This is a genomic window from Actinomycetospora sp. NBC_00405 (genome assembly GCF_036044095.1).
GTDB lineage: Bacteria > Actinomycetota > Actinomycetes > Mycobacteriales > Pseudonocardiaceae > Actinomycetospora > Actinomycetospora callitridis.
Genome location: NZ_CP107938.1, coordinates 5,995,240 through 6,014,838, shown reverse-complemented (window position 1 = coordinate 6,014,838; position 19,599 = coordinate 5,995,240). Strand labels below are relative to the sequence as shown.

Here is a 19,599-nt window from a genome sequence, read left to right as displayed (position 1 = left end):
GGTCCGGCTCGGACTCGGGCGGTGCGATCTCGATCGGCTTCCTCGCGGGGCACCGGTCCGGATCGCTGTCTTCGACTGTACCCGAGGCCCGAAGGCCTCGGTCGACTACCGGCCGTCCGCGAGATCGCGTCCGTTCCCCGGTGCGACATCTACTGTACGCGATCCCGTGGGAGGGGTCTGCGACCCGGGGTCATCGTCGACGTCGTCCCAGGTCGGCGGGCGCGTCCTCGTCCTCAGGGCCCCCTGGGCCCTCCGCCGTGTCCGGGGCCGACCCCGGGGCCGACCCCGGAGCCCACTCCGGGGCCGTCTCCGCCGGCGCCGGCCGTCCGGTGGTGGCGAGCGACTTCAGCATCGCGTTGTAGGCGTTGAGGTCGCGGTCGCCGTCACGGTCGGCACGGCGGTCGTCCCGGCGGGCGGCGCGCTCGTCGGCGCGCGACCACTGCACGAGCAGGGCGATCAGCACGATGAGCATCGGGAGCTCGCCCGTGGCCCACGCGAGGCCGCCGCCGGTGGTCTGGTCGGCGAGGCGATCGACCCACGGCATCTCGAGCTGCTGGTAGAAGCCCGCACCGATCACCGTGGCGGAGCTCATCACCGCGATGCCGAAGAAGGCGTGCAGCGGGATGGCGACGAAGAGCAGGCCGAGGCGCCCGATGGGGGGCAGCTGCCGGGGGCTGGGGTCGATGCCGACGATCGGCCAGAAGAAGACCAGGCCGACGAGCAGGAAGTGGATGTTCATCGCGATGTGGGCCCAGTGGGACTCCAGCGCGACGTCGAACAGCCCCGAGAAGTACAGGGCGTAGAAGCTGCCGACGAACAGCGCCAGGGCGACCAGCGGCTGGGTGAGCACCCGCGCGACCGGCGAGTGGACCGCGGCGAGCACCCACTCACGGGGGCCCGGAGGTGACCCGGCGCCCGCCGGGGGCAGGGCCCGCAGCAGCAACGTCACCGGGCCGCCGAGCACCAGCAGGATCGGGACCAGCATGTTCAGGATCATGTGCTGGCCCATGTGCACGCTGAACGTCACGGGCGCGTAGCGACCGATGCCCGAGGACGTCGCGATCAGCAGGGCGAGGCAGCCGACGAGCCAGGACAGGGTGCGTCCCACCGGCCACGCGTCGCCCCGGGCGCGCAGTCGCCGCACCCCGGTGACGTACAGGCCGGCGAGGACGAGCGCGAGCGTGCCGAACAGCAGGTCGAAACGGGACTGGGTGAGCAGGCCCGCGGCCGTCAGGGGCTCGTCCACCGCGTAGCCGACGAGCGCCTCGATGCGCGTGGGCTCGGGGGCGGGCGCCGCGGGCGGCGGAGTGCGTCCGAGGGCGACGGCGACGCCCATCGTCGCCGCCATGAGGAGGACCTCGAGCCCGCCGAAGCGGATCATCGCGGCGGTGCTGCCCGCCTCGATGCCGGGGAGCGCGTGGCGGCGGTGCCAGGCTCCGAAGGCGCCGAGCGCGACGAGGGCGAGGGCCTTGACCAGGACGAGGACGCCGTACGTGCTCGTCAGGAGGTCGGCCGGCGAGATCCGGACCAGGACGTTCAGCACGCCCGAGAGCGCGAGCACCACCCAGCAGACGAGCGCCACCGCCGAGAACCGGCGGGCCGCGAGGGCCGGGTGCCGGCCCCCCGCCACGAGATGGGTCACGACGGCGGCGAGCCCGCCCACCCACACGGCGGCGGCGAGCACGTGGAGCAGCAGGCTGTTGGTGGCGACGTCGTGGTCGCTCCCGCCGGCCGAGTGCCCGGTGAGCGCGAGCGGGAGGAGCCCGGCGAGCGCGACGCCGAGCCCGACCACGGCGGCGCCCCACCCGAGCACGAAGCGGGTGACCCCGAGGGCGACGAGGGCGATCAGCGCGGTCAGGGCCCACGAGGTGGTGCCCTCGATGCCGGTGACCGCCACCGAGAGCACCCGGGCGTCGAGCATCTGGGACACCGGGCGGCCGTAGGCGTCGGCCGCGCTCAACGGGATCATCAGCAGCGCGGCCGCGGACCAGGCCGCCGCGCTCCACGACGCGACGCGGACCGCGCGGTAGCCGTCGGCCGACAGCCAGCCCGAGGACGCGGGCGGCGTGAAGAAGGCCGCCAGCATGAGGAAGCCCACGGTCGACGCGGCTGCCATCTGGCTCACCGCCCGCACGACCGGCAGGGCGTAGACCGTGACGGGGCCGGGGTCGGGGAGCCCGAGGCGGGCGAACGTGGCCGCACCCGAGAGCGTGCTCAGCGCCAGCGCGACCACCGCGGCGACGGCGAGCAGGGGCGCGACCTGCGCGACGAACAACGCCCCGGGGGTGGAGGGGCGTGCCGGCGCGTCGGCGGGCGGCGGGGTCGTCGTGGCCACGCCTCCAGGGTAGGTCGCCGCCGTCGGAGCGCCGTGCGGTCCGGTTAGGCTTCCCCGCGCCGGCCCCCGTAGCTCAACGGACAGAGCATCGGCCTTCTAATCCGACGGTTGCAGGTTCGAGTCCTGCCGGGGGCGCCGTCAGCCGCCCGACAGGAAGTCGAGCACCTCGCGCGTCACCCGCTCCGGCTCGTCCTCCATGAGGAAGTGGCCGGCGTGCGGCACGACGACGAGCTCGGCGCCGGGGATGTCCGCGGCGAGGCGCTCGGCGTAGCCGACGGGCTGCCACCGGTCCTGCGCGCCCCACACGACGCGGACGGGCACCGCGATGTCCCCGAGCCGGTCGGTGAGCTCCTCGGTGTACCGGGAGTCGTAGTGCCGGACCTGGTGCTCGAAGAACGAGGTGCGCCCCAGCGGCGTCCGGTGCGGGGCGAGGTAGGCGCGCAGGTCGGCGTCGCCCATGCTCCCCGCGACCGTCATGCGCAGCTGCCGCGTGAGCATCTCCTCGAAGTCCGCCGCCGACATGGCGGCGTAGCTCTCGAGCCGGGTCCTGATGATCTCCCGCCAGGTCTCCGACGGCCACGAGTCGTAGCTGACCGTGTCGATGAGCATGAGCCGACGGGCCCGCTGGGGGTGCAGGACCGCGATCCGCTGCCCGACCGCGCCACCGATGTCGTGGGTGATGAGGCTGGGGCGCTCGAGGCCCAGCTCGTCGAGCAGGCCGACCAGCAGGTCGGTCTGGGCGGCGACGGAGGTGTCGCGGTCGAGGGGCCGCTCGGAGTCGCCGAACCCGAGCAGGTCATAGGTGACGACGCGGTGGCCGGCGGCCTCGACGGCCGGGACGACGTGGCGCCATTCGTGGGACCAGGACGGCGTGCCGTGGACGAAGACGACGGGCTCGCCCTCGCCGCGATCGCGGTAGGCGAGCCGGACGCCGTCGACGAGCAGGTTCCGGTCGAGGAAGGTCATACTAGGTAGACTAGTCTACCCAGTATGAGCGACAGAATCCCGGCCCGAACCCGGATCCTCGACGCCGCCTCGGAGCGCTTCTACGCCCGCGGCGTGGCGGCGACCGGGATCGACGTGATCATCGCGGACGCGGGCGTCGCGAAGATGAGCCTCTACAACAACTTCGCCTCGAAGGCCGACCTGGTGTCGGCCTACCTGGAGCGGCGGCACCAGGAGTTCCTCGAGCGGCACCGGCGCCGGGTCGAGGCCCTGCCCGCAGGGGCGGGGCCCGACGCCCGGGCCCTGACGGTGTTCGACGCCTACCTCGACGGGGTCGACGACCCGTTCCGGGGATGCGGGCTGCTCAACGCCGCGGGCGAGCTGCCGAGCGGCGACCCCGGCCGGGAGGCGGTGGCCCGTCACAAGACCGAGGTCGAGGACCTGCTGCGCGACGCCGTGGGGGACGAGGCGCTCGCCGAGCACCTGTCCCTCCTCCTCGAGGGCGCGATGGTGCGGGCCGGCCTGGAGGGCGACGCGGACCGCCTCCGCCGCGCCCGTCGGATGGCCGCGGAGCTGCTGGACGAGGCCTGAAACCTCAGCGGTACCCCGTGGTGTCGGGCGGACGCCCGGGGTCCTGGACCTCGTCCAGGTAGCGCCAGCAGTCGGGCCGGGAGCCGTCGAGGTCGGTGAACCCGTAGAACGCGGCGAGCTCGCCCGACGACGTGGACGTCGTGTTCCAGCGGGCGCGACCCGGGTCGGCGGCCAGCGCGGCCACACCCCGACCCACGAACCGGGGCGTCTCCGAGATCGCGAAGTGCGGCTCGCGCGCGAGGGCGTCGCGCCAGGTCTCCTCCGACACCCCGAAGTGCTCGAGCATGATCTCCGACCGCATCCAGCCCGGCGTGACGGCGACCGCCGTGCCGCCGTGGGCCGCGAGCTCGTGCGCCCACGACCGGGCGAGGCGGATCGGTGCGATCTTGGCGAGGTCGTAGTAGACGTTGAGCCGGTAGTGGCGGTCGTTGTAGTCGGCGGTGCCGTCGGTGACCTCGACGACGAGCCCGCCGGGCCGTCGCGCGAGCAGCCCCATCGCGTGATGGGCCGTGACGAGGTGGGTGTCGATCGCCAGGCGCAGCGTCCGCAGCCCGTTGGCGAGATCGTGCTCCCAGACCGGCACGTCCCACTCGACCATGAGCTCACCACCCCAGATGTCGTTGACGAGCACGTCCAGCCGGCCCTGCTCGCTCTCGATCCGGGCGACGAGAGCGGCGACGGCGCCGGGATCGAGGTGGTCGGTGGGCACCGCGACACCGCGCCCACCCGCGGCGGTCACCAGGTCGGCGGTGTCCTCGATCGTCTCGGGGCGGCCGTACTCCGAGCGCTGCGTCCGGGTGCTGCGCCCGGTGACGTAGACGGTGGCGCCCGCGGCACCGAGCTCGACGGCGATGCCCCGACCGGCCCCGCGGGTGGCCCCGGCGACGAGGGCGACGGTGCCGTCGAGAGCGAGCTGTGCGGTCATACCGGCGACCGTGGCACGCACCCCCGACAACCGTCCCCGGGAAACCGCGAGGGTTGCCGCCACCGCCGGGGACGCGCTTGGCTCGCCGGGTGCTCACCGACCTCCCCGCGTCCGCCGCCTGGAGGTTCGTGGACGCCGTGGACGGCTTCGAGGTCGTCCACTTCGCGCCCGGCCGGCGGCGGGGACACACCTCCGCCGTGGAGGACGGTCAGCCGTACGCGGTGCGCTACGAGATCACGCTCGACGACGGGTGGCGCACGCGCGCGGCCCGCGTGTGGTCCGACACGATCGCCGGGCCGCGCGAGGTGACCGTCGCGTCCGACGGCGAGGGCCACTGGACGGTCGACGGTGCGCCCGCGCCCCACCTGGACGGCCTCGTCGACGTCGACCTCGAGGCGTCGGCCTGCACGAACACGCTCCCGGTCCACCGCCTGACGGTGACGGCGGACGACGTCACCCCGTTGCCCGCCGTCTACGTGCGCGCGCTGGACCTCTCGGTCGTCCGTCTCGACCAGACCTACCGCCGCCTCGACGGGCACCGGTTCGCCTACACCTCGGACGGCGACTTCTCCGCAGTCCTCACCTACGACGACGCCGGCCTCGTCGTCGACTACCCGGGGATCGCGCGTCGAGCCTTCTGAGCAGTATCGACTTATATAAGTCTCCGCTGCTAGGTTCGGCACCGTGCACGCCATGGACGTCCTCGGCGATCCGGTCCGCCGCCGGATCCTCGAGCTCCTCGCCGACGGGGAGCTGGCGTCCGGGGCCGTCGTCGAGCACATCCACGAGGAGTTCGGCATCTCGCAGCCCGGCGTCTCGCAGCACCTGCGGGTGCTGCGGGAGAACGGCCTGGCCTCGGTGCGGGCCGAGGGCACGCGCCGGCTCTACTCGGTCGACGCCGACGGGCTCCGCGAGGTCGACGCGTGGATCGGGCGCTTCCGGCAGTTCTGGGAGCAGCGCCTCGACGCCCTCGGCACCGAGATCGCCCGTGGCAAGCGCGAGCGCAGGCGTTCCCCCACCCCCACCCCCGGCCCCGCCCCCGAGGACAGCTGATGGACCTCTTCTCCGAGCTCGACGCCATCCACCGCCAGGTCGACCTCGACACGGTCGACGGCGACACCGTCCGCGTGCTGCTGCGTCGCCGCTACCCGGCCGAGCCGGCCGACCTGTGGAGCGCGCTGACCGAGCCCGACCGCATCGTGCGCTGGTTCCTGCCCCTGCACGGCGACCTGCGCGAGGGCGGTTCGTTCCAGCTGGAGGGCAACGCCGGCGGGGACATCCTCACGTGCACCCCGCCGCGGCTGCTGCGGATGACGTTCGGGCACGAGACCAGCGTCGTCGAGCTCCGCCTGGGGGCCGACGGCGAGGACACCGTGCTCGAGCTGGAGCACACCGTGCCGCTGGCGATGGCCGGCAGCGCCGCGGGCGCGCTGTTCGTCGGACCCGGCTGGGACGGCGCACTCATGGGGCTCGGGCTGTTCGTCCGCGGCGAGGCCGTCGGCGACCCCGTCGCCGCGGCGGAGTCGCCGGAGGTCGTCGAGTTCAACCGGCACTCGATCGACCGCTGGGTGGCGGCCGCGGAGGCGAGTGGCGCCGCGACCGCCGAGGACATCGAGGGCGGGAAGCAGGCCGCGCTGGCCCAGTTCGTCCCCGACACCCGGTGACCACGACACGAACCGGCCGGTAGGTCAGACTGTCGACGGCGCGCTCGGCCGGGTGGCCGACGCGGTGGTCGAGAGGGGTGTCGATGGCGACGATGTCGTTCCGGGACGCGATGTTCCTGCTGGCGGAGTCGCGCGAACGGCCCACCCACGTGGGCTCGCTGATGCTCTTCGACCGCCCCGAGGGCGCGGGACCCGACTACCTCGCGAACCTGCACCGGACGCTCGTGTCCGGCGACGTCGACATCGCGCCCCTGTTCCGCCGGCGGGCGACCCGCGGTGTCTCGACGCTGGGCCAGTGGGCCTGGGTGAACGACGACGACATCGACATCGAGTACCACGTGCGCCTCTCGGCCCTGCCGGGTCCGGGCCGCATCCGCGAGCTGCTCGAGCTCGTCTCCCGCCTGCACGGCAGCCTGCTCGACCGGCACCGGCCGCTGTGGGAGTTCCACCTCATCGAGGGCGTGGAGGGCAACCGCTTCGCGGTCTACAGCAAGATCCATCACGCGATGATGGACGGCGTCCGCGCGATGAAGCACCTCGAGAAGTCGCTGAGCACCGACCCGGAGAAGCGGGACATGGCGCCGTTCTGGGCCGTCGACCCCCGACCGGGTCGCGCCAGCCGTCCGGTCGGCGAGCCGGCGCCCGGTCCGTCGGGGTGGCTCGGGTCGGCGCGCGAGTACGTCGGCGGCGCGCTGCGCACGGCCGGCACGCTCGCCGAGGGCGTCGGGCAGTCGCTCAACGTCGGGCCGGCCCTCGTGTCGTCGGCCTACCGCGGGCTCGTCGAGCACGACCTGGCCCTGCCCTTCGAGGCGCCCCCGACCATGCTCAACGTCCCGATCACCGGGGCGCGCCGGTTCGCCGCGCAGTCCTGGCCGCTCAAGCGCATCCAGCGGGTGCGCGAGCGCACGGGCACGACGGTCAACGACGTCATGCTCGCGATGAGCGCCGGGGCACTGCGGCACTACCTCGAGGCCCACGACGGGCTGCCCGAGAAGCCGCTCGTGGCCGCGCTGCCCGTCGCGCTGGCGGACTCCGGCTCCGGCAACGCGCTCGGCGCGATCCTGGTGAACCTGGCGACGGACGAAGCCGATCCGTCCGAGCGCCTGCGGAAGATCCGCCAGTCGGGCCTCGCGGCCAAGGAGAACCTGCAGGGCCGCGACCCGATGACGATCGCCGCGCTCTCCGCCGTCGTCGCGGCGCCCATCGGGCTCGGCCTGGTGCCGGGCTCGTCGGCGATCAACCAGGGCTTCAACCTGATCATCTCCAACGTGCCCGGGCCCAAGGACCCGCTGTACTGGGAGGGCGCGCGGCTCGACGGGATCTACCCGATCTCCGTGCCGCTCGACGGGCAGGCCCTCAACATCACCGTGATGTCCTACGCGGACAGCATGGAGATCGGCGTGACCGGCGACCGACGCGCGGTGCCGCACCTGCAGCACCTGCTGGGCTACCTCGAGGACGCGCTGGTCGAGCTGGAGGCCGTCGCCGACGAGGCCGACCCGACCTAGGTCCCGAGCTCGGCCGTGACGTCGCCGAGCACGTCGTGCAGCTGCTCGAAGAGCGGCAGGCGCGCGGCGTGCACGGCGGCGTCGGGGCCCGGTCGGAGGGTCTCGCCGAGCGGGATCTGCTCGGCGGCGTCGACGAGCCCGTCGGGGCCCGGTGGGAGCAGCCCGACGCCCTGCATCCCGAGCAGCGCGGCCCCGAACGCGGAGCCCTGGTCGACGGTCGGGAAGCCGACGGGCAGGTCGAGCGCGTCGGTGAGCAGACGGCGCCACAGCGCGCTGCGCGCGAACCCGCCGGTCGCGCGGACCTCGTCGACGGCCAGGCCCGCCTCGCGCAGCGAGTCCAGCACCAGGCGCAGCTGCAGGCAGACGCCCTCGAGCAGGGCGCGCGTGACGTGGCCTGCGGTGTGCCGGCGGTGCAGGCCGACCAGCGCGCCCGCGCCGCCGATGTCCCAGTGGGGGGCGCGCTCGGGCAGCAGGTGGGGCAGGGCGAGCAGCCCGTCGGCGCCCGCGGGCACGGCGTCGGCCGCGGCGAGGAGGTCGTCGACGTCGCGGTGGAGCGTCTCGCGCGCCCAGTCGAGCACGAGGCCGCCGTTCGTGATCGCCCCGCCGACCACCCAGCGCCGGTCGGCCAGGCCGTAGCAGAACACCCGGCCGCGCGGGTCGACGGCGGGCCGTTCGACGGCGATCCGCAGCGCGCCGCTGGTGCCGATCGAGCAGGCCGCGACGCCGGGGCGGACGGCGCCCACGCCGAGGTTGGCCAGCGGTCCGTCCCCTCCCCCGGCGACGACGGGGACGCCGGCCGGGAGGCCCCAGTCGCGGGCCCGGAGCTCCCCGACGACGGCGGTCGTGGCGACCGGCTCCCCCAGCGCGTCGGCGGTGATCCCGGCGATCGCCAGGGCCTCGGGGTCCCAGGCGCCGGTCGCGAGGTCGAGCAAACCGGTGCCCGAGGCGCACGAGGTGTCGGCGACCCGGGCGCCGGTGGCCCGGGCGAGCACGAACTCCTTGATCCCGCCCCAGGTGTGCGCCGCGGCGTGCAGGCTCGGTCGTGCGCGGCGCAGCCAGGCGAGCTTGACCAGCGGGCTCATCGGGTGGATCGGGGTGCCGGTGCGCCGGTGCAGGGCGAGGGCGCCCTCGCGGGCCCGCAGCTCGCGGGCGACGTCGGCGGCGCGGCTGTCGGCCCAGGTCAGCAGGGGTCCGGTGGGGTCGCCGCGGGCATCGAGGGCGAGCAGGCCGTGCATGGCGGAGCTGAACGACAGCGCCGCGATCCGCCCGGGGTCGACCTGGGCGACGGCGTCGCGCACCGCGTCGCCGACGGCCTCCCAGAGCGCCTCCGGGTCCTGGACGGCGGCGCCGGGCTCGGGCTCGTCGAGGTGGTGGGGGGCCTCGCCGTGCCCGTGGTCGGTGCCGTCGGGCGCGAAGGCGACGGCCTTGGTGGCGGTGGTGCCGATGTCGACGCCGAGCACCAGGTCGGGCTGCGGCATCAGACGACGAGGCTCGCCAGGAGCACGAGCACGAGACCGACCACCGACACGATCGCGACGGCGGCGGCCGTCACCACCAGGCGGGGGTCGCTCGCGGTCCACACGATGGGCCTGTTCCCCGCCGGCGCGGCCGCCTGAACCTCGGCGTGCCCCGAACTGCGCGGCCCGGGGGGCCCACCTAGGCTGCGGTGCGGAGGCGTCAGGGTGCCTGGTGGCCCCCGCGGTCTTCAACACCGTAGTGGTCGAGCATCTCGGCCAGGCGGGTTCGATTCCCGTCCGCCTCCGCCAGAACCCGGGTCCAGACGACGTGCCCAGGCCGCAACATCCACCACACCTCGGAGGGTTCCTGCATGGGTGCACGCACCTGGCTGGGCGAGTGGCCGATGTTCCGGCAGGCCATGGGTTCGGACCCCCTCGGTCGCGGATCCGCCGTGCAGTCCCCGCGGACGCAGGCCCTCGGGCCGCGGACCTCGGACGCCGACGAGGTCGTCAAGTCGGTCTGCCCGTACTGCGCGGTGGGCTGCGGCCAGAACGTCTACGTCCGCGACGGGCGCGTCACCCAGATCGAGGGCGACCCCGACTCCCCCGTCTCGCGCGGGCGCCTGTGCCCGAAGGGCTCGGCGTCGACGTCGCTGGTGACCTCGCCGTCGCGGGTGACGACGGTGCGCTACCGGCGTCCGTACGGCACCGAGTGGGAGGACCTCGACCTCGACACGGCGCTCGACATGATCGCCGACCGCGTCATCGACGCCCGCCGCAAGGGTTGGCAGGACACCGATGAGGAGGGCCGCGTCCTGCGGCGCACGCTGGGCTTCTCGAGCCTCGGCGGCGCGACGCTGGACAACGAGGAGAACTACCTCATCAAGAAGCTGTTCATGGCGCTCGGCGCGATCCAGGTGGAGAACCAGGCGCGTATTTGACACAGCGCCACCGTCCCCGGTCTGGGGACCAGCTTCGGTCGTGGCGGCGCCTCGAACTTCCAGCAGGACCTGCAGCACGCGGACTGCATCGTCATCGAGGGCTCGAACATGGCGGAGGCCCACCCCGTGGGCTTCCAGTGGGTCATGGAGGCCAAGGCGCGCGGCGCCAAGATCATCCACGTCGACCCGCGGTTCACGCGCACCAGCGCCGTGGCCGACCTGCACGTGCCGTTCCGTGCGGGGGCGGACATCGCCTTCCTCGGCGGGCTGATCAACTACGTGCTCACCGAGGGCAAGGACTTCCGCGAGTACGTCACGACGTTCACCAACGCCGCGGACCTCGTCGGTGAGGACTTCGTCGACACCGAGGACATGGCCGGGATCTTCTCCGGCTACAACGCCGACACCGGGCGCTACGACCCCATCAGCTGGCAGCTCGAGGGTCTCGAGGGAATGGCGTACGAGGCCCCGGCCGCCGGGATGCGCGACCACTGGGAGGCCGACCTCCGCGAGCAGGCCGACGGGTCGGGCCAGAGCGACGAGGGCAGGCAGCGCGAGCACCACGCCGCGATGGCGTCGGACACCGGCGGCGGAGCCGGCGACGCCGCCCACGCCACCAGCACCCCGCAGCGCGACGAGACACTGCAGCACCCGCGCTGCGTCTACCAGGTGCTCAAGCGGCACTACTCCCGCTACACGCCCGAGGCCGTCTCCCGCGTGTGCGGCATGGGCGTCGAGGAGTTCCTGCAGGTCGCCCGGGCGATCACGGAGAACTCGGGCCGCGAGCGCACCACGGCGTGGGTCTACTCGGTGGGCTGGACGCACCACAGCGTCGGGGCGCAGTACATCCGCGGCGCCGCGATCCTGCAGACGCTGCTGGGCAACATGGGGCGTCCGGGCGGCGGCATCCTCGCGCTGCGCGGGCACGCCAGCATCCAGGGCTCGACGGACATCCCCACCCTCTACGACCTGCTGCCCGGCTACATCCCGATGCCGAACGCGCACCTGCACGACGACCTGCGGAGCTTCCTCGACGCCGACGCCGCGAAGACGGGCTTCTGGGGCAACATGGACACCTACATGGTGAGCCTGCTCAAGGCCTGGTGGGGCGACGCGGCGACCCCCGAGAACGACTGGGCGTTCGACTACATGCCGCGGCTCACCGGCGACCACGGCACCTACGGGATCGTGCGCGACCAGATCGACCGGAAGACCTACGGGTACATGGTCGTCGGCGAGAACCCGGCGGTCGGTCACGCCAACGGCAAGATGCAGCGCCTCGGCCTGGCCAACCTCGAGTGGCTCGTGGTCCGCGACATGCAGATGATCGAGACGGCCACGTTCTGGAAGGACGGGCCCGAGATCGAGACCGAGGAGCTGCGGACCGAGGACATCGGGACCGAGGTCTTCTTCCTGCCGTGCGCGAACCACACCGAGAAGGCCGGCACCTTCACCAACACCCAGCGGCTGCTGCAGTGGCGCCGCGAGGCGGTGCACCCGCCGGGTGACGCGCGCTCGGAGCTGCACTTCTACTTCCACCTCGGCAAGAGGATCCGGGAGAAGCTCGCCGGGTCGACCGACGAGCGCGACCGGCCCCTGCTCGACCTCACGTGGGACTACCCGACGTCCGGGGTCCACGAGGAGCCCGATCCCGAATCCGTGCTCGGCGAGATCAACGGCTACGACGCCGACGGGAACCCGCTCTCGAGCTACACGCAGCTGAAGGCGGACGGCTCCACGGCGGCGGGCTGCTGGATCTACACCGGGGTGTACAAGGACGGCGTCAACCAGGCCGACCGCCGCAAGCCCGGCTCCGAGCAGGACTGGGTGGCCTCCGAGTGGGGCTGGGCGTGGCCGGCGAACCGGCGCACGCTCTACAACCGCGCGTCCGCCGACGCGCAGGGCCGGCCGTGGAGCGAGCGCAAGGCGTACGTGTGGTGGGACGCCGAGCAGGAGACGTGGACGGGGCACGACATCCCCGACTTCGAGGCGACCAAGCCGCCGTCGTACGTCCCCGCCGAGGGCGCCACGCGGCAGGACGCCCTCGCCGGCACCGACGCGTTCATCATGCAGACCGACGGGAAGGCGTGGCTCTACGCGCCCGCCGGGCTCGCGGACGGGCCGATGCCGACGCACTACGAGCCGGTGGAGTCGCCGGTGGCCAACCTGCTGCACGAGCAGCAGGACAACCCCGCCCTCGAGCGCATCGACCGGGCCTGGAACCGGATCAACCCCTCGCAGAGCGAGGTGTATCCGTACGCGTTCCTGACCTACCGGCTCACCGAGCACCACACGGCGGGCGGCATGAGCCGGTTCCTCGGCTACCTCTCCGAGCTCCAGCCCGAGTTCTTCTGCGAGGTCTCCCCCGCGCTGGCCGCGGAGCGGAACCTCGAGCACCTGGGCTGGGCGACGCTGATCTCGGCCCGCACGGCGATCGAGGCCCGCGTCCTCGTGACCGAGCGCATGAAACCGCTGCGGATCGGGGACCAGACGGTCCACCAGATCGGGTTGCCGTACCACTGGGGGTCGAACGGCCTCTCGACCGGTGACCCGGCCAACGATCTGCTCGGCGTCGTGATGGACCCGAACGTCCACATCCAGGAGTCCAAGGTGGCCACCTGCGACATCCAGCCGGGACGCCGTCCCCGCGGGCCTGCGCTGCTCGACTTCGTCGAGTCCTACCGGCGCAAGGCCGGGGTGGAGCCGGGAGGCAACACGTGACCAATGTCTTCGACGCGTTCTCCGGCGCGGCGACCTCGTTGTCCGGCCCGTTGCCGGACCCGACGACGGATGCCGGGTGGTCGGGCGACCACCCGAAGCGCGTCGGCTTCTTCACCGACACCTCGGTGTGCATCGGCTGCAAGGCCTGCGAGGTGGCGTGCAAGGAGTGGAACCTGGTGCCCGACGACGGCACCGACGCCTCCGACCTCTACCGGCTCACCGGGATGTCCTACGACAACACCGGTGACCTCGGCGCCTCGACGTGGCGACACGTCGCGTTCATCGAGGACGTCCGGCCGCACGGCAGCGCGACCGCGGCGCACGGCGGCCCGCCCAGCGGCGTGCCCGTCGACGCGGCCACCGGGTTCCTGCCGACCGGGCTGCCCGCGGTGACCGACGGCGCGCCGTCGTCCCCGACGCTGCGCGCCCCCCGCGACGCCGCCACCGCCCCGGCCGGCTCGACTCCCGCCCACCCGACGACCGTCGACCTGCTCGCGCTGCTGCCCGACTCCGGCGCGCACGGCCAGCAGACCCCCGACGACGAGCGGGACGTGCGCTGGCTGATGTCGTCGGACGTCTGCAAGCACTGCACGCACGCGGGCTGCCTCGACGTGTGCCCGACGGGGGCGCTGTTCCGCACCGAGTTCGGCACGGTCGTCGTGCAGGACGACATCTGCAACGGCTGCGGCTACTGCGTGCCGTCCTGCCCCTACGGCGTGATCGACGTCCGCGAGGACGACGGCGGCGCCCACAAGTGCACGCTGTGCTACGACCGCCTCGGCGCGGGCATGGAGCCGGCCTGCGCGAAGGCCTGCCCGACGAACTCGATCCAGTTCGGCGACCTCGACGAGCTCCAGGCCGCCGCCGACGCCCGGCTGGCGGAGCTGCACGGGCGCGGCGTGACCGAGGCGCGGCTCTACGGTCGCGACCCCGACGACGGCGTCGGCGGCGACGGCGCGTTCTTCCTGCTCCTCGACGAGCCCGAGGTCTACGGCATGCCGCCGGACCCGATCGTCACCACCCGCGACCTGCCGGAGATGTGGCGCAACGCGGCGCTCACCGCGGTGGGCCTGGGCGCGGCGGTCGTGGCGGCGTTCTGGGGAGGTCGCAAGTGACGGACGCGAACCCGGCCGAGATGCCCCAGCGGTCGCGGGTCGACCACGACGCCGTGAAGCCGCGACGTGGGAGCCGGCGCCGGGGCCGCGGCGAGGAGCTGCAGGTCCCCGAGGCCGAGTTCCGCTCGTACTACGGGCGCCCGATCATCAAGGCGCCGGTGTGGAAGAACCCCGACGTCCCGCTGTACCTGTTCCTCGGCGGGCTCGCCGCGACGTCGTCCGGTCTCGGGGCCCTCGGTGGCGCCACCGATCGTCCGACGCTGCGACGCACCGGGCGCCTCGCCGCGGCCGCCGGTGCGGCCGGCGGGACCGTCTTCCTCATCCACGACCTGCACCGGCCGGCCCGCTTCCTGCACATGCTGCGGGTGTTCAAGCCGACGTCGCCGCTGTCGGTGGGCACCTGGATCCTCTCGCCGTTCGCGACATTCGCGGCCGCGACCGCCGCGTCCGAGGTGACAGGCCTGTTCCGGCGGGCGGGCGACGTGTCCGGCGCGGTCGCCGCGGTGATCGGGCCGGCGCTCGGCACCTACACCGCCGTGCTGTTCTCGAACACCGCCGTGCCGACCTGGCACGAGGCGCACCGCGAGCTGCCGATCGTGTTCGCCGGCAGCGCCGCGGCCGCCGGTGGCGGGATGGGGCTGATCGGGGCGTCCGTGCGCGACAACGTCCCGGCGGCGCGGCTGGCCGTGGCGGGCGCGGTCGTCGAGCTGGCCGCCGGCGAGTTCATGGAGCGCAAGCTCGGCCTGCTCGGCGACGTGTACCAGAAGGGCCGCGCGCACACGCTGATGCGCGCCTCGAAGGCGTGCCTGGCGGCCGGCGCGGTCGGCGCGGTGCTGGGGCGGCGTCGTCGCTGGTCGGCGGCGCTGTCGGGGCTGGCGCTGATGGCCGGGTCGGCGCTGACGCGCTTCGGGGTGTTCGACGCCGGCATCGCGTCGGCCAACGACCCCGCGCACATCGTCGTCCCGCAGCGCGAGCGCATCCGCCGGCGTCAGGCGACGACCGGCACCGACGTCGCGCCACCGGACCGAACGTTCGCCTGACGGCTGCTTCGGCGTTCTCGTCGAGCGCTCACACCTCCCGAGGTGCCGTCGTCCCCCGCCCGTGTGACGATCGCCGATCGTGCCGGAGGAGGTGGACGTGTCGGACGCGTCGGGCGTGTCGGTGGGTCCGCGTCGCACCGGGCCGCCGCCCTGGGCCGTGGCGCTCGGGTTCGGCGTGCTCGTGGTGGCCGGGCTGCTGTGGGCGAAGTGGGCGCCGTACTGGGTGAAGGTGCCGTCGGTGGCCGGGTCGCACTCGCTCGGCCCGTCGATCCTCACCGGCGGGGAGCCCGCGCCGCCCGGGGTGTCGCTGTCCGCGGGGCTGCGGTTCGCCGGCACCTACTTCCTCGCGATCTGGCCCGCGCTCGTCGTCGGGCTCGTGCTGGCCGCGGCGGTGCAGGTCGCGCTGCCGTCGGCGTGGCTCGCCCGGCTGTTCGGGAGCGGGGTCCGCGGCGGCGTGCGCGGGAGCGCGCTCGCGGTGCCGTCGATGATGTGCAGCTGCTGCGCCGCGCCGCTGACCGTCGGGCTGCGCCGCCGTGCCGGGGACCTCACCGCGACGCTCGCGTACTGGCTCGGCAACCCTGCGCTCAACCCCGTCGTCCTCGCGTTCTGCGCCTTCGTGCTGCCGTGGCCGTGGACGCTGCTGCGCGCGGGTGCCGGCGTCGCCGTCGTCGTGGGGGCGGTGGCCCTCGCGCGGTGGTGGAGCGGGCCGGCGACGGTCGACGCGACGCCGGTCGTGCCCCCTGACGCCGACCCTGACGAGCGTCCGGTCGCCGTGCGCTTCCTGTCTGCGCTCGGGCGGCTCTCGGTGCGGCTGCTGCCCGAGTACCTGCTGCTCGTGGTCGCCCTCGGGGCACTCCGCGGCGTCCTGTTCCCGGTGGGCTCGACGCTGCTGCCCGGGACGGGGATCGTCCTCGGCGTCGTCCTGCTGGCCGTCGCCGGGACACTCCTCCCGATCCCGACCGGCGCCGAGATCGCGGTCGTCGCGGCGCTCCTGGCCGTCGGGGTGTCGGGGCCGCTCGCCGCGGCGCTGCTGATCACCCTGCCCGCGCTGAGCCTGCCGTCGCTGCTCATGGTCCGGGGAGTCTTCCCGCGGGGGCTGCTCGTCGCCGTGACCGGGCTCGTCGTCGGGGTCGGGGTCCTGACGTCGGCCTTCGCCCTCGGCCTGTGAGTGGTCGTCCGTGCCGGGGCACGGGGAGGAGACGGGGGCGCAGCGCAGAATGGGCGAGGTGAGCGATGATCCCCGCCGGCGGGTGCCGCGCACCGACGCCGTGCTCGCCGACGCACGCCTCGGGCCGGCGCTGGCGACGCTGGGGCGGGCGCGGGTCAAGGAGGTCGTCGTCGCCGCGCAGGACCGTGCGCGGGCCGGGGAGATCGCGCCGGAGGCCGTCGCGGACGAGGTCGTCGCGACCCTGCCCCTGACCTCGGCGACCCTGCGTCCGATCCTCAACGCCACCGGCGTCCTGCTGCACACCAACATCGGGCGCGCCCCGCTCTCGTCGGCCGCCCGGGACGCGCTCGACCTCGCCGCCGGGACCACGGACGTCGAGCTGGACCTGGTCTCCGGTGGGCGAGGTCGGCGGGGCGCGGGGGCGTTGGGCGCGCTGGCCGCGGCCGTCCCCGACGCCGGCGGCGTGCACGTCGCCAACAACGGGGCGGCGGCGCTGATCCTGGCGGCGACGGCGCTGGCCTCGGGTCGCGAGATCGTCATCGCCCGCGGCGAGATGGTCGAGATCGGCGACGGGTTCCGCCTGCCCGACCTGTTGGAGTCCACCGGCGCACGGCTGCGCGAGGTCGGCACCACCAACCGCGTGCACCGCGCCGACTACGCCGACGCCGTCGGCCCGGACACCGGCATGATCCTCAAGGTCCACCCGTCGAACTTCGTCGTCACCGGGTTCACGTCGTCGGTGCCGGTCGCCGACCTGGTCGGGCTGGGCGTGCCCGTGGTGTCCGACATCGGGTCGGGCCTGCTGGCGCCGCACCCGCTCCTGCCCGCGGAGCCGGACGCGACCAGCGAGCTGCGGGCGGGGGCCGATCTGGTCACCGCGTCGGGCGACAAGTTGCTCGGCGGGCCCCAGGCCGGCCTGGTGCTCGGCGACGCCGACCTCGTGCACCGCCTGCGTCGCCACCCCCTGGCCCGGGCGCTGCGCGTCGACAAGCTGACGCTCGCGGCCCTCGAGGCGACGCTGCGGGGTCCGCTGCCGCCCGTGCGGGCGATGCTCGAGGCGGACGTCGAGGACCTGCGGGTCCGGGCCGCGGCGCTCGCCGAGAAGGTCGGCGGGGTGGCGGTGGACTGCGCGGCCCAGGTCGGCGGGGGTGGCGCGCCGGGGGTGGAGCTGGCCAGCGCCGGGGTGGCCCTGCCCGTCGAGGCCGCCGACCGGCTGCGCCTCGGCGCCGACCCCGTCCTCGCCCGTGTCGAGCAGGGGCGGTGCGTGGTCGACCTGCGCTCGGTGCCGCCCGAGGCCGACGCCCGCCTCGCGGACGCGATCGCCCTGGCACTGGCGCGAGCTCCGGGATGAGGGTCGTGGCCACCGCCGGCCACGTCGACCACGGCAAGTCGACGCTGGTCCGAGCGCTCACCGGGATGGAGCCCGACCGCTGGGCCGAGGAGCGCCGGCGCGGCATGACGATCGACCTGGGTTTCGCATGGACGACACTGCCGACGCTGTCCGAACCCGTCGCGTTCGTCGACGTCCCGGGGCACGAGCGGTTCGTGACGCAGATGCTCGCCGGGGTCGGGCCGGTGCCGGCGACGATGTTCGTCGTCGCCGCCGACTCCGGGTGGATGCCGCAGTCGACCGAGCACCTCGACGCGCTCGACGCCCTCGGGGTGCGCGACGGCCTGCTCGTGGTCACCCGCAGCGACCTCGCCGATCCGGAGCTCGCGCGGGACGAGGCGCTCGAGCACCTCGGGGAGTCGTCGCTGGGGCGGCTGCCGGCGGTGTGCGTGTCGGGGGCGACGGGTGCGGGCCTTCCGGAGCTGCGGTCGGCGTTGTCGCAGCTCGTCAAGGGGTTGCCCGCCCCGGACGTCGACGCCGACGTGCGCCTGTGGGTCGATCGCGCGTTCACGGTGCGGGGGGCGGGCACGGTGGTCACCGGGACGCTCGGGGCGGGCACGATCCGGGTGGGCGACGAGCTGGCCCTGGGCTCGCGCACGGTCACCGTCCGCGGGATGCAGGCGCTCGGCGAGAGCGTCGACCCCGTCCGCGCCGTCGCCCGGGTGGCGCTGAACCTGCGGGGCGTGGGCCTCGACGAGGTCGGGCGCGGTGACGCGCTGACGACGCCCGGGCGCTGGCTGCGCGGCGACGTCGTCGACGTGCGCGTCGGACCGCCGCGGGGCGCCTCGGCCGCGGTGGAGCTGCCGAAGCAGGTGATGCTGCACGTCGGGTCGGCGGCGGTGACGGCGCGCGTGCGGCCGCTGTCGCGGTCCGGGGCGCCCGACTCGGGCGACGCGACCCGCACGGTGCGCCTCACCCTGCGCGAGCCGCTGCCGCTGCGGCCCGGTGACCACGCGCTGCTGAGGGATCCCGGCGCGCACCGGGTGCTCGGCGGGGTGACCGTGCTCGACGTGCGCCCGCCCGCGCTGCGTCGTCGCGGGGCGGCGGTGGCGCGGGCCGGGGAGCTGGCGGGCACCGAGGGCGTCCCCGACGCCGCCGGCGAGCTCGCGCGGCGACGGCTGATGCGTCGCGACGACCTCGTCGCGCTGGGCGCCGAGGTGCCGGCCGACGTGCCCGCGGCGGGCGGCTGGCTCGTCGACCCGGGACACCTCCCGGTGCTGGCGCGGCGGCTGGTCGAGGCGGTCGTCGCCCACGCCGAGGCCCAGCCCCTGGAGGCCGGCCTGCCCGCGAAGGCGGCGGCGCGCGCGCTCGAGCTGCCCGATCCCCGCCTGCTGGACCTCGTCCTCGCCGAGCCGGGGGCGTCGTCGCTCACGGCCACGGGCGGGCGGATCCGGCGCCGCGACGCGGGCGGGCTGCCCGACGCGGTGCGCGCGGCGGTGGCGGCGGTGCGCGCCGACCTCGCCGACGCCCCGTTCGCGGCCCCCGAGGCCCACCGGCTCACCGAGCTGGGGCTGCGCACCCGCGAGCTGGGCGCGGCGGTGACGGCGGGGGCGCTGGTCAAGGTCGGCGACGGGATCTACCTGGCGCCCGACGCCCTGGACGTCGCCGTCGCCCGGCTCGCGGACCTGCCCTCGCCGTTCACGCTCTCCGAGGCCCGCCAGGCCCTCGGCACCACCCGCCGCGTGGCGGTGCCGCTGCTCGAGCACCTGGCCCGCCAGGGCCGCACCCGCCGCGACGACGAGGGGCGGCACTCGTTGCGGTGAGGGGCAGGCGGTGCCAGCGTGGGGGCCACGCTGGCG

The 19,599-nt window shown here is 74.5% G+C and carries 15 protein-coding genes and 2 tRNA genes; 13 read left to right on the top strand and 4 right to left on the bottom strand.

All coding sequences use genetic code 11. The features are described 5' to 3' along the window. Positions 1 to 190 precede the first annotated feature (190 nt). Positions 191 to 2,335, bottom strand: a complete 2,145-nt coding sequence (locus OG774_RS29725) for a cytochrome c oxidase assembly protein (RefSeq protein ID WP_328305909.1) — start codon at positions 2,333 to 2,335, stop codon at positions 191 to 193. A 62-nt stretch (positions 2,336 to 2,397) separates the two neighbouring features. Here OG774_RS29725 and OG774_RS29720 point away from each other — a divergent pair. Beyond that, a tRNA-Arg gene (locus OG774_RS29720) sits at positions 2,398 to 2,470 on the top strand. A 3-nt stretch (positions 2,471 to 2,473) separates the two neighbouring features. On the opposite strand, the gene OG774_RS29715 is transcribed toward OG774_RS29720, so the two are convergent. Further along, complete coding sequence (locus OG774_RS29715) at positions 2,474 to 3,301, bottom strand: alpha/beta fold hydrolase (protein WP_328305908.1); 828 nt, start codon at positions 3,299 to 3,301, stop codon at positions 2,474 to 2,476. A gap of 24 nt (positions 3,302 to 3,325) precedes the next feature. On the opposite strand from OG774_RS29715, the gene OG774_RS29710 reads away from it, so the two are divergent. After that, positions 3,326 to 3,871, top strand: coding sequence for a TetR/AcrR family transcriptional regulator (locus OG774_RS29710; protein WP_328305907.1), 546 nt, complete (start codon positions 3,326 to 3,328; stop codon positions 3,869 to 3,871). A 4-nt stretch (positions 3,872 to 3,875) separates the two neighbouring features. Here OG774_RS29710 and OG774_RS29705 read toward each other — a convergent pair whose 3' ends face one another. After that, positions 3,876 to 4,796 (bottom strand): SDR family oxidoreductase, encoded by a 921-nt coding sequence (locus tag OG774_RS29705; protein ID WP_328305906.1) that lies wholly within the window; start codon positions 4,794 to 4,796, stop codon positions 3,876 to 3,878. Between the two features lie 128 nt (positions 4,797 to 4,924). On the opposite strand from OG774_RS29705, the gene OG774_RS29700 reads away from it, so the two are divergent. The 4 genes from OG774_RS29700 to OG774_RS29685 all read left to right on the top strand — a co-directional run bounded on the left by OG774_RS29700 (position 4,925) and on the right by OG774_RS29685 (position 7,968). After that, positions 4,925 to 5,437, top strand: coding sequence for a putative glycolipid-binding domain-containing protein (locus OG774_RS29700; RefSeq protein WP_328305905.1), 513 nt, complete (start codon positions 4,925 to 4,927; stop codon positions 5,435 to 5,437). 43 nt (positions 5,438 to 5,480) lie between these two features. Then, the gene (locus tag OG774_RS29695) at positions 5,481 to 5,849 is read left to right on the top strand and encodes an ArsR/SmtB family transcription factor (protein WP_328305904.1); all 369 of its coding nucleotides are present in this window, start codon (positions 5,481 to 5,483) and stop codon (positions 5,847 to 5,849) included. Next, on the top strand, positions 5,849 to 6,460 hold the full coding sequence (locus tag OG774_RS29690; protein WP_328305903.1) for an SRPBCC family protein: 612 nt from the start codon (positions 5,849 to 5,851) through the stop codon (positions 6,458 to 6,460). The genes OG774_RS29695 and OG774_RS29690 overlap by 1 nt, the downstream gene beginning before the upstream one ends. Before the next feature lie 83 nt (positions 6,461 to 6,543). Beyond that, positions 6,544 to 7,968 (top strand): WS/DGAT/MGAT family O-acyltransferase, encoded by a 1,425-nt coding sequence (locus OG774_RS29685; RefSeq protein ID WP_328305902.1) that lies wholly within the window; start codon positions 6,544 to 6,546, stop codon positions 7,966 to 7,968. On the opposite strand, the gene OG774_RS29680 is transcribed toward OG774_RS29685, so the two are convergent. Then, positions 7,965 to 9,446 (bottom strand): gluconokinase, encoded by a 1,482-nt coding sequence (locus tag OG774_RS29680; protein ID WP_328305901.1) that lies wholly within the window; start codon positions 9,444 to 9,446, stop codon positions 7,965 to 7,967. The genes OG774_RS29685 and OG774_RS29680 overlap by 4 nt on opposite strands. Before the next feature lie 192 nt (positions 9,447 to 9,638). On the opposite strand from OG774_RS29680, the gene OG774_RS29675 reads away from it, so the two are divergent. The 7 genes from OG774_RS29675 (at position 9,639) to selB (ending at position 19,563) form a co-directional block, all read left to right on the top strand. Further along, positions 9,639 to 9,734: transfer RNA gene (locus OG774_RS29675), tRNA-Sec, on the top strand. 62 nt (positions 9,735 to 9,796) lie between these two features. Further along, on the top strand, positions 9,797 to 13,087 hold the full coding sequence (gene fdh / locus OG774_RS29670; RefSeq protein ID WP_328305900.1) for a formate dehydrogenase: 3,291 nt from the start codon (positions 9,797 to 9,799) through the stop codon (positions 13,085 to 13,087). Further along, positions 13,084 to 14,202: a 4Fe-4S dicluster domain-containing protein gene (locus tag OG774_RS29665; protein WP_328305899.1), complete on the top strand. Its 1,119-nt coding sequence runs from the start codon at positions 13,084 to 13,086 to the stop codon at positions 14,200 to 14,202. The genes fdh and OG774_RS29665 overlap by 4 nt, the downstream gene beginning before the upstream one ends. Then, positions 14,199 to 15,242: an NrfD/PsrC family molybdoenzyme membrane anchor subunit gene (gene nrfD / locus OG774_RS29660; RefSeq protein ID WP_328305898.1), complete on the top strand. Its 1,044-nt coding sequence runs from the start codon at positions 14,199 to 14,201 to the stop codon at positions 15,240 to 15,242. Before OG774_RS29665 ends, nrfD begins: the two co-directional genes overlap by 4 nt. Before the next feature lie 97 nt (positions 15,243 to 15,339). Then, positions 15,340 to 16,410, top strand: coding sequence for a permease (locus OG774_RS29655; protein ID WP_328305897.1), 1,071 nt, complete (start codon positions 15,340 to 15,342; stop codon positions 16,408 to 16,410). A 49-nt stretch (positions 16,411 to 16,459) separates the two neighbouring features. Then, on the top strand, positions 16,460 to 17,761 hold the full coding sequence (gene selA / locus OG774_RS29650) for an L-seryl-tRNA(Sec) selenium transferase (RefSeq protein ID WP_328305896.1): 1,302 nt from the start codon (positions 16,460 to 16,462) through the stop codon (positions 17,759 to 17,761). Beyond that, a complete protein-coding gene (gene selB, locus OG774_RS29645; protein WP_328305895.1) occupies positions 17,758 to 19,563 on the top strand; it encodes a selenocysteine-specific translation elongation factor in 1,806 nt (601 codons plus the stop codon). The genes selA and selB overlap by 4 nt, the downstream gene beginning before the upstream one ends. The last annotated feature ends 36 nt before the right edge of the window (positions 19,564 to 19,599 follow it).

Bases quoted from the DNA above. Each gene is read 5' to 3' on its own strand.
- OG774_RS29715 (WP_328305908.1), bottom strand. From the start codon at position 3,301: ATGACCTTCCTCGACCGGAACCTGCTCGTCGACGGCGTCCGGCTCGCC.
- OG774_RS29710 (WP_328305907.1), top strand. From the start codon at position 3,326: ATGAGCGACAGAATCCCGGCCCGAACCCGGATCCTCGACGCCGCCTCG.
- OG774_RS29705 (WP_328305906.1), bottom strand. From the start codon at position 4,796: ATGACCGCACAGCTCGCTCTCGACGGCACCGTCGCCCTCGTCGCCGGG.
- OG774_RS29680 (WP_328305901.1), bottom strand. From the start codon at position 9,446: ATGCCGCAGCCCGACCTGGTGCTCGGCGTCGACATCGGCACCACCGCC.
- OG774_RS29685 (WP_328305902.1), top strand. From the start codon at position 6,544: ATGGCGACGATGTCGTTCCGGGACGCGATGTTCCTGCTGGCGGAGTCG.
- selB (WP_328305895.1), top strand. From the start codon at position 17,758: ATGAGGGTCGTGGCCACCGCCGGCCACGTCGACCACGGCAAGTCGACG.
- selA (WP_328305896.1), top strand. From the start codon at position 16,460: ATGGGCGAGGTGAGCGATGATCCCCGCCGGCGGGTGCCGCGCACCGAC.
- OG774_RS29690 (WP_328305903.1), top strand. From the start codon at position 5,849: ATGGACCTCTTCTCCGAGCTCGACGCCATCCACCGCCAGGTCGACCTC.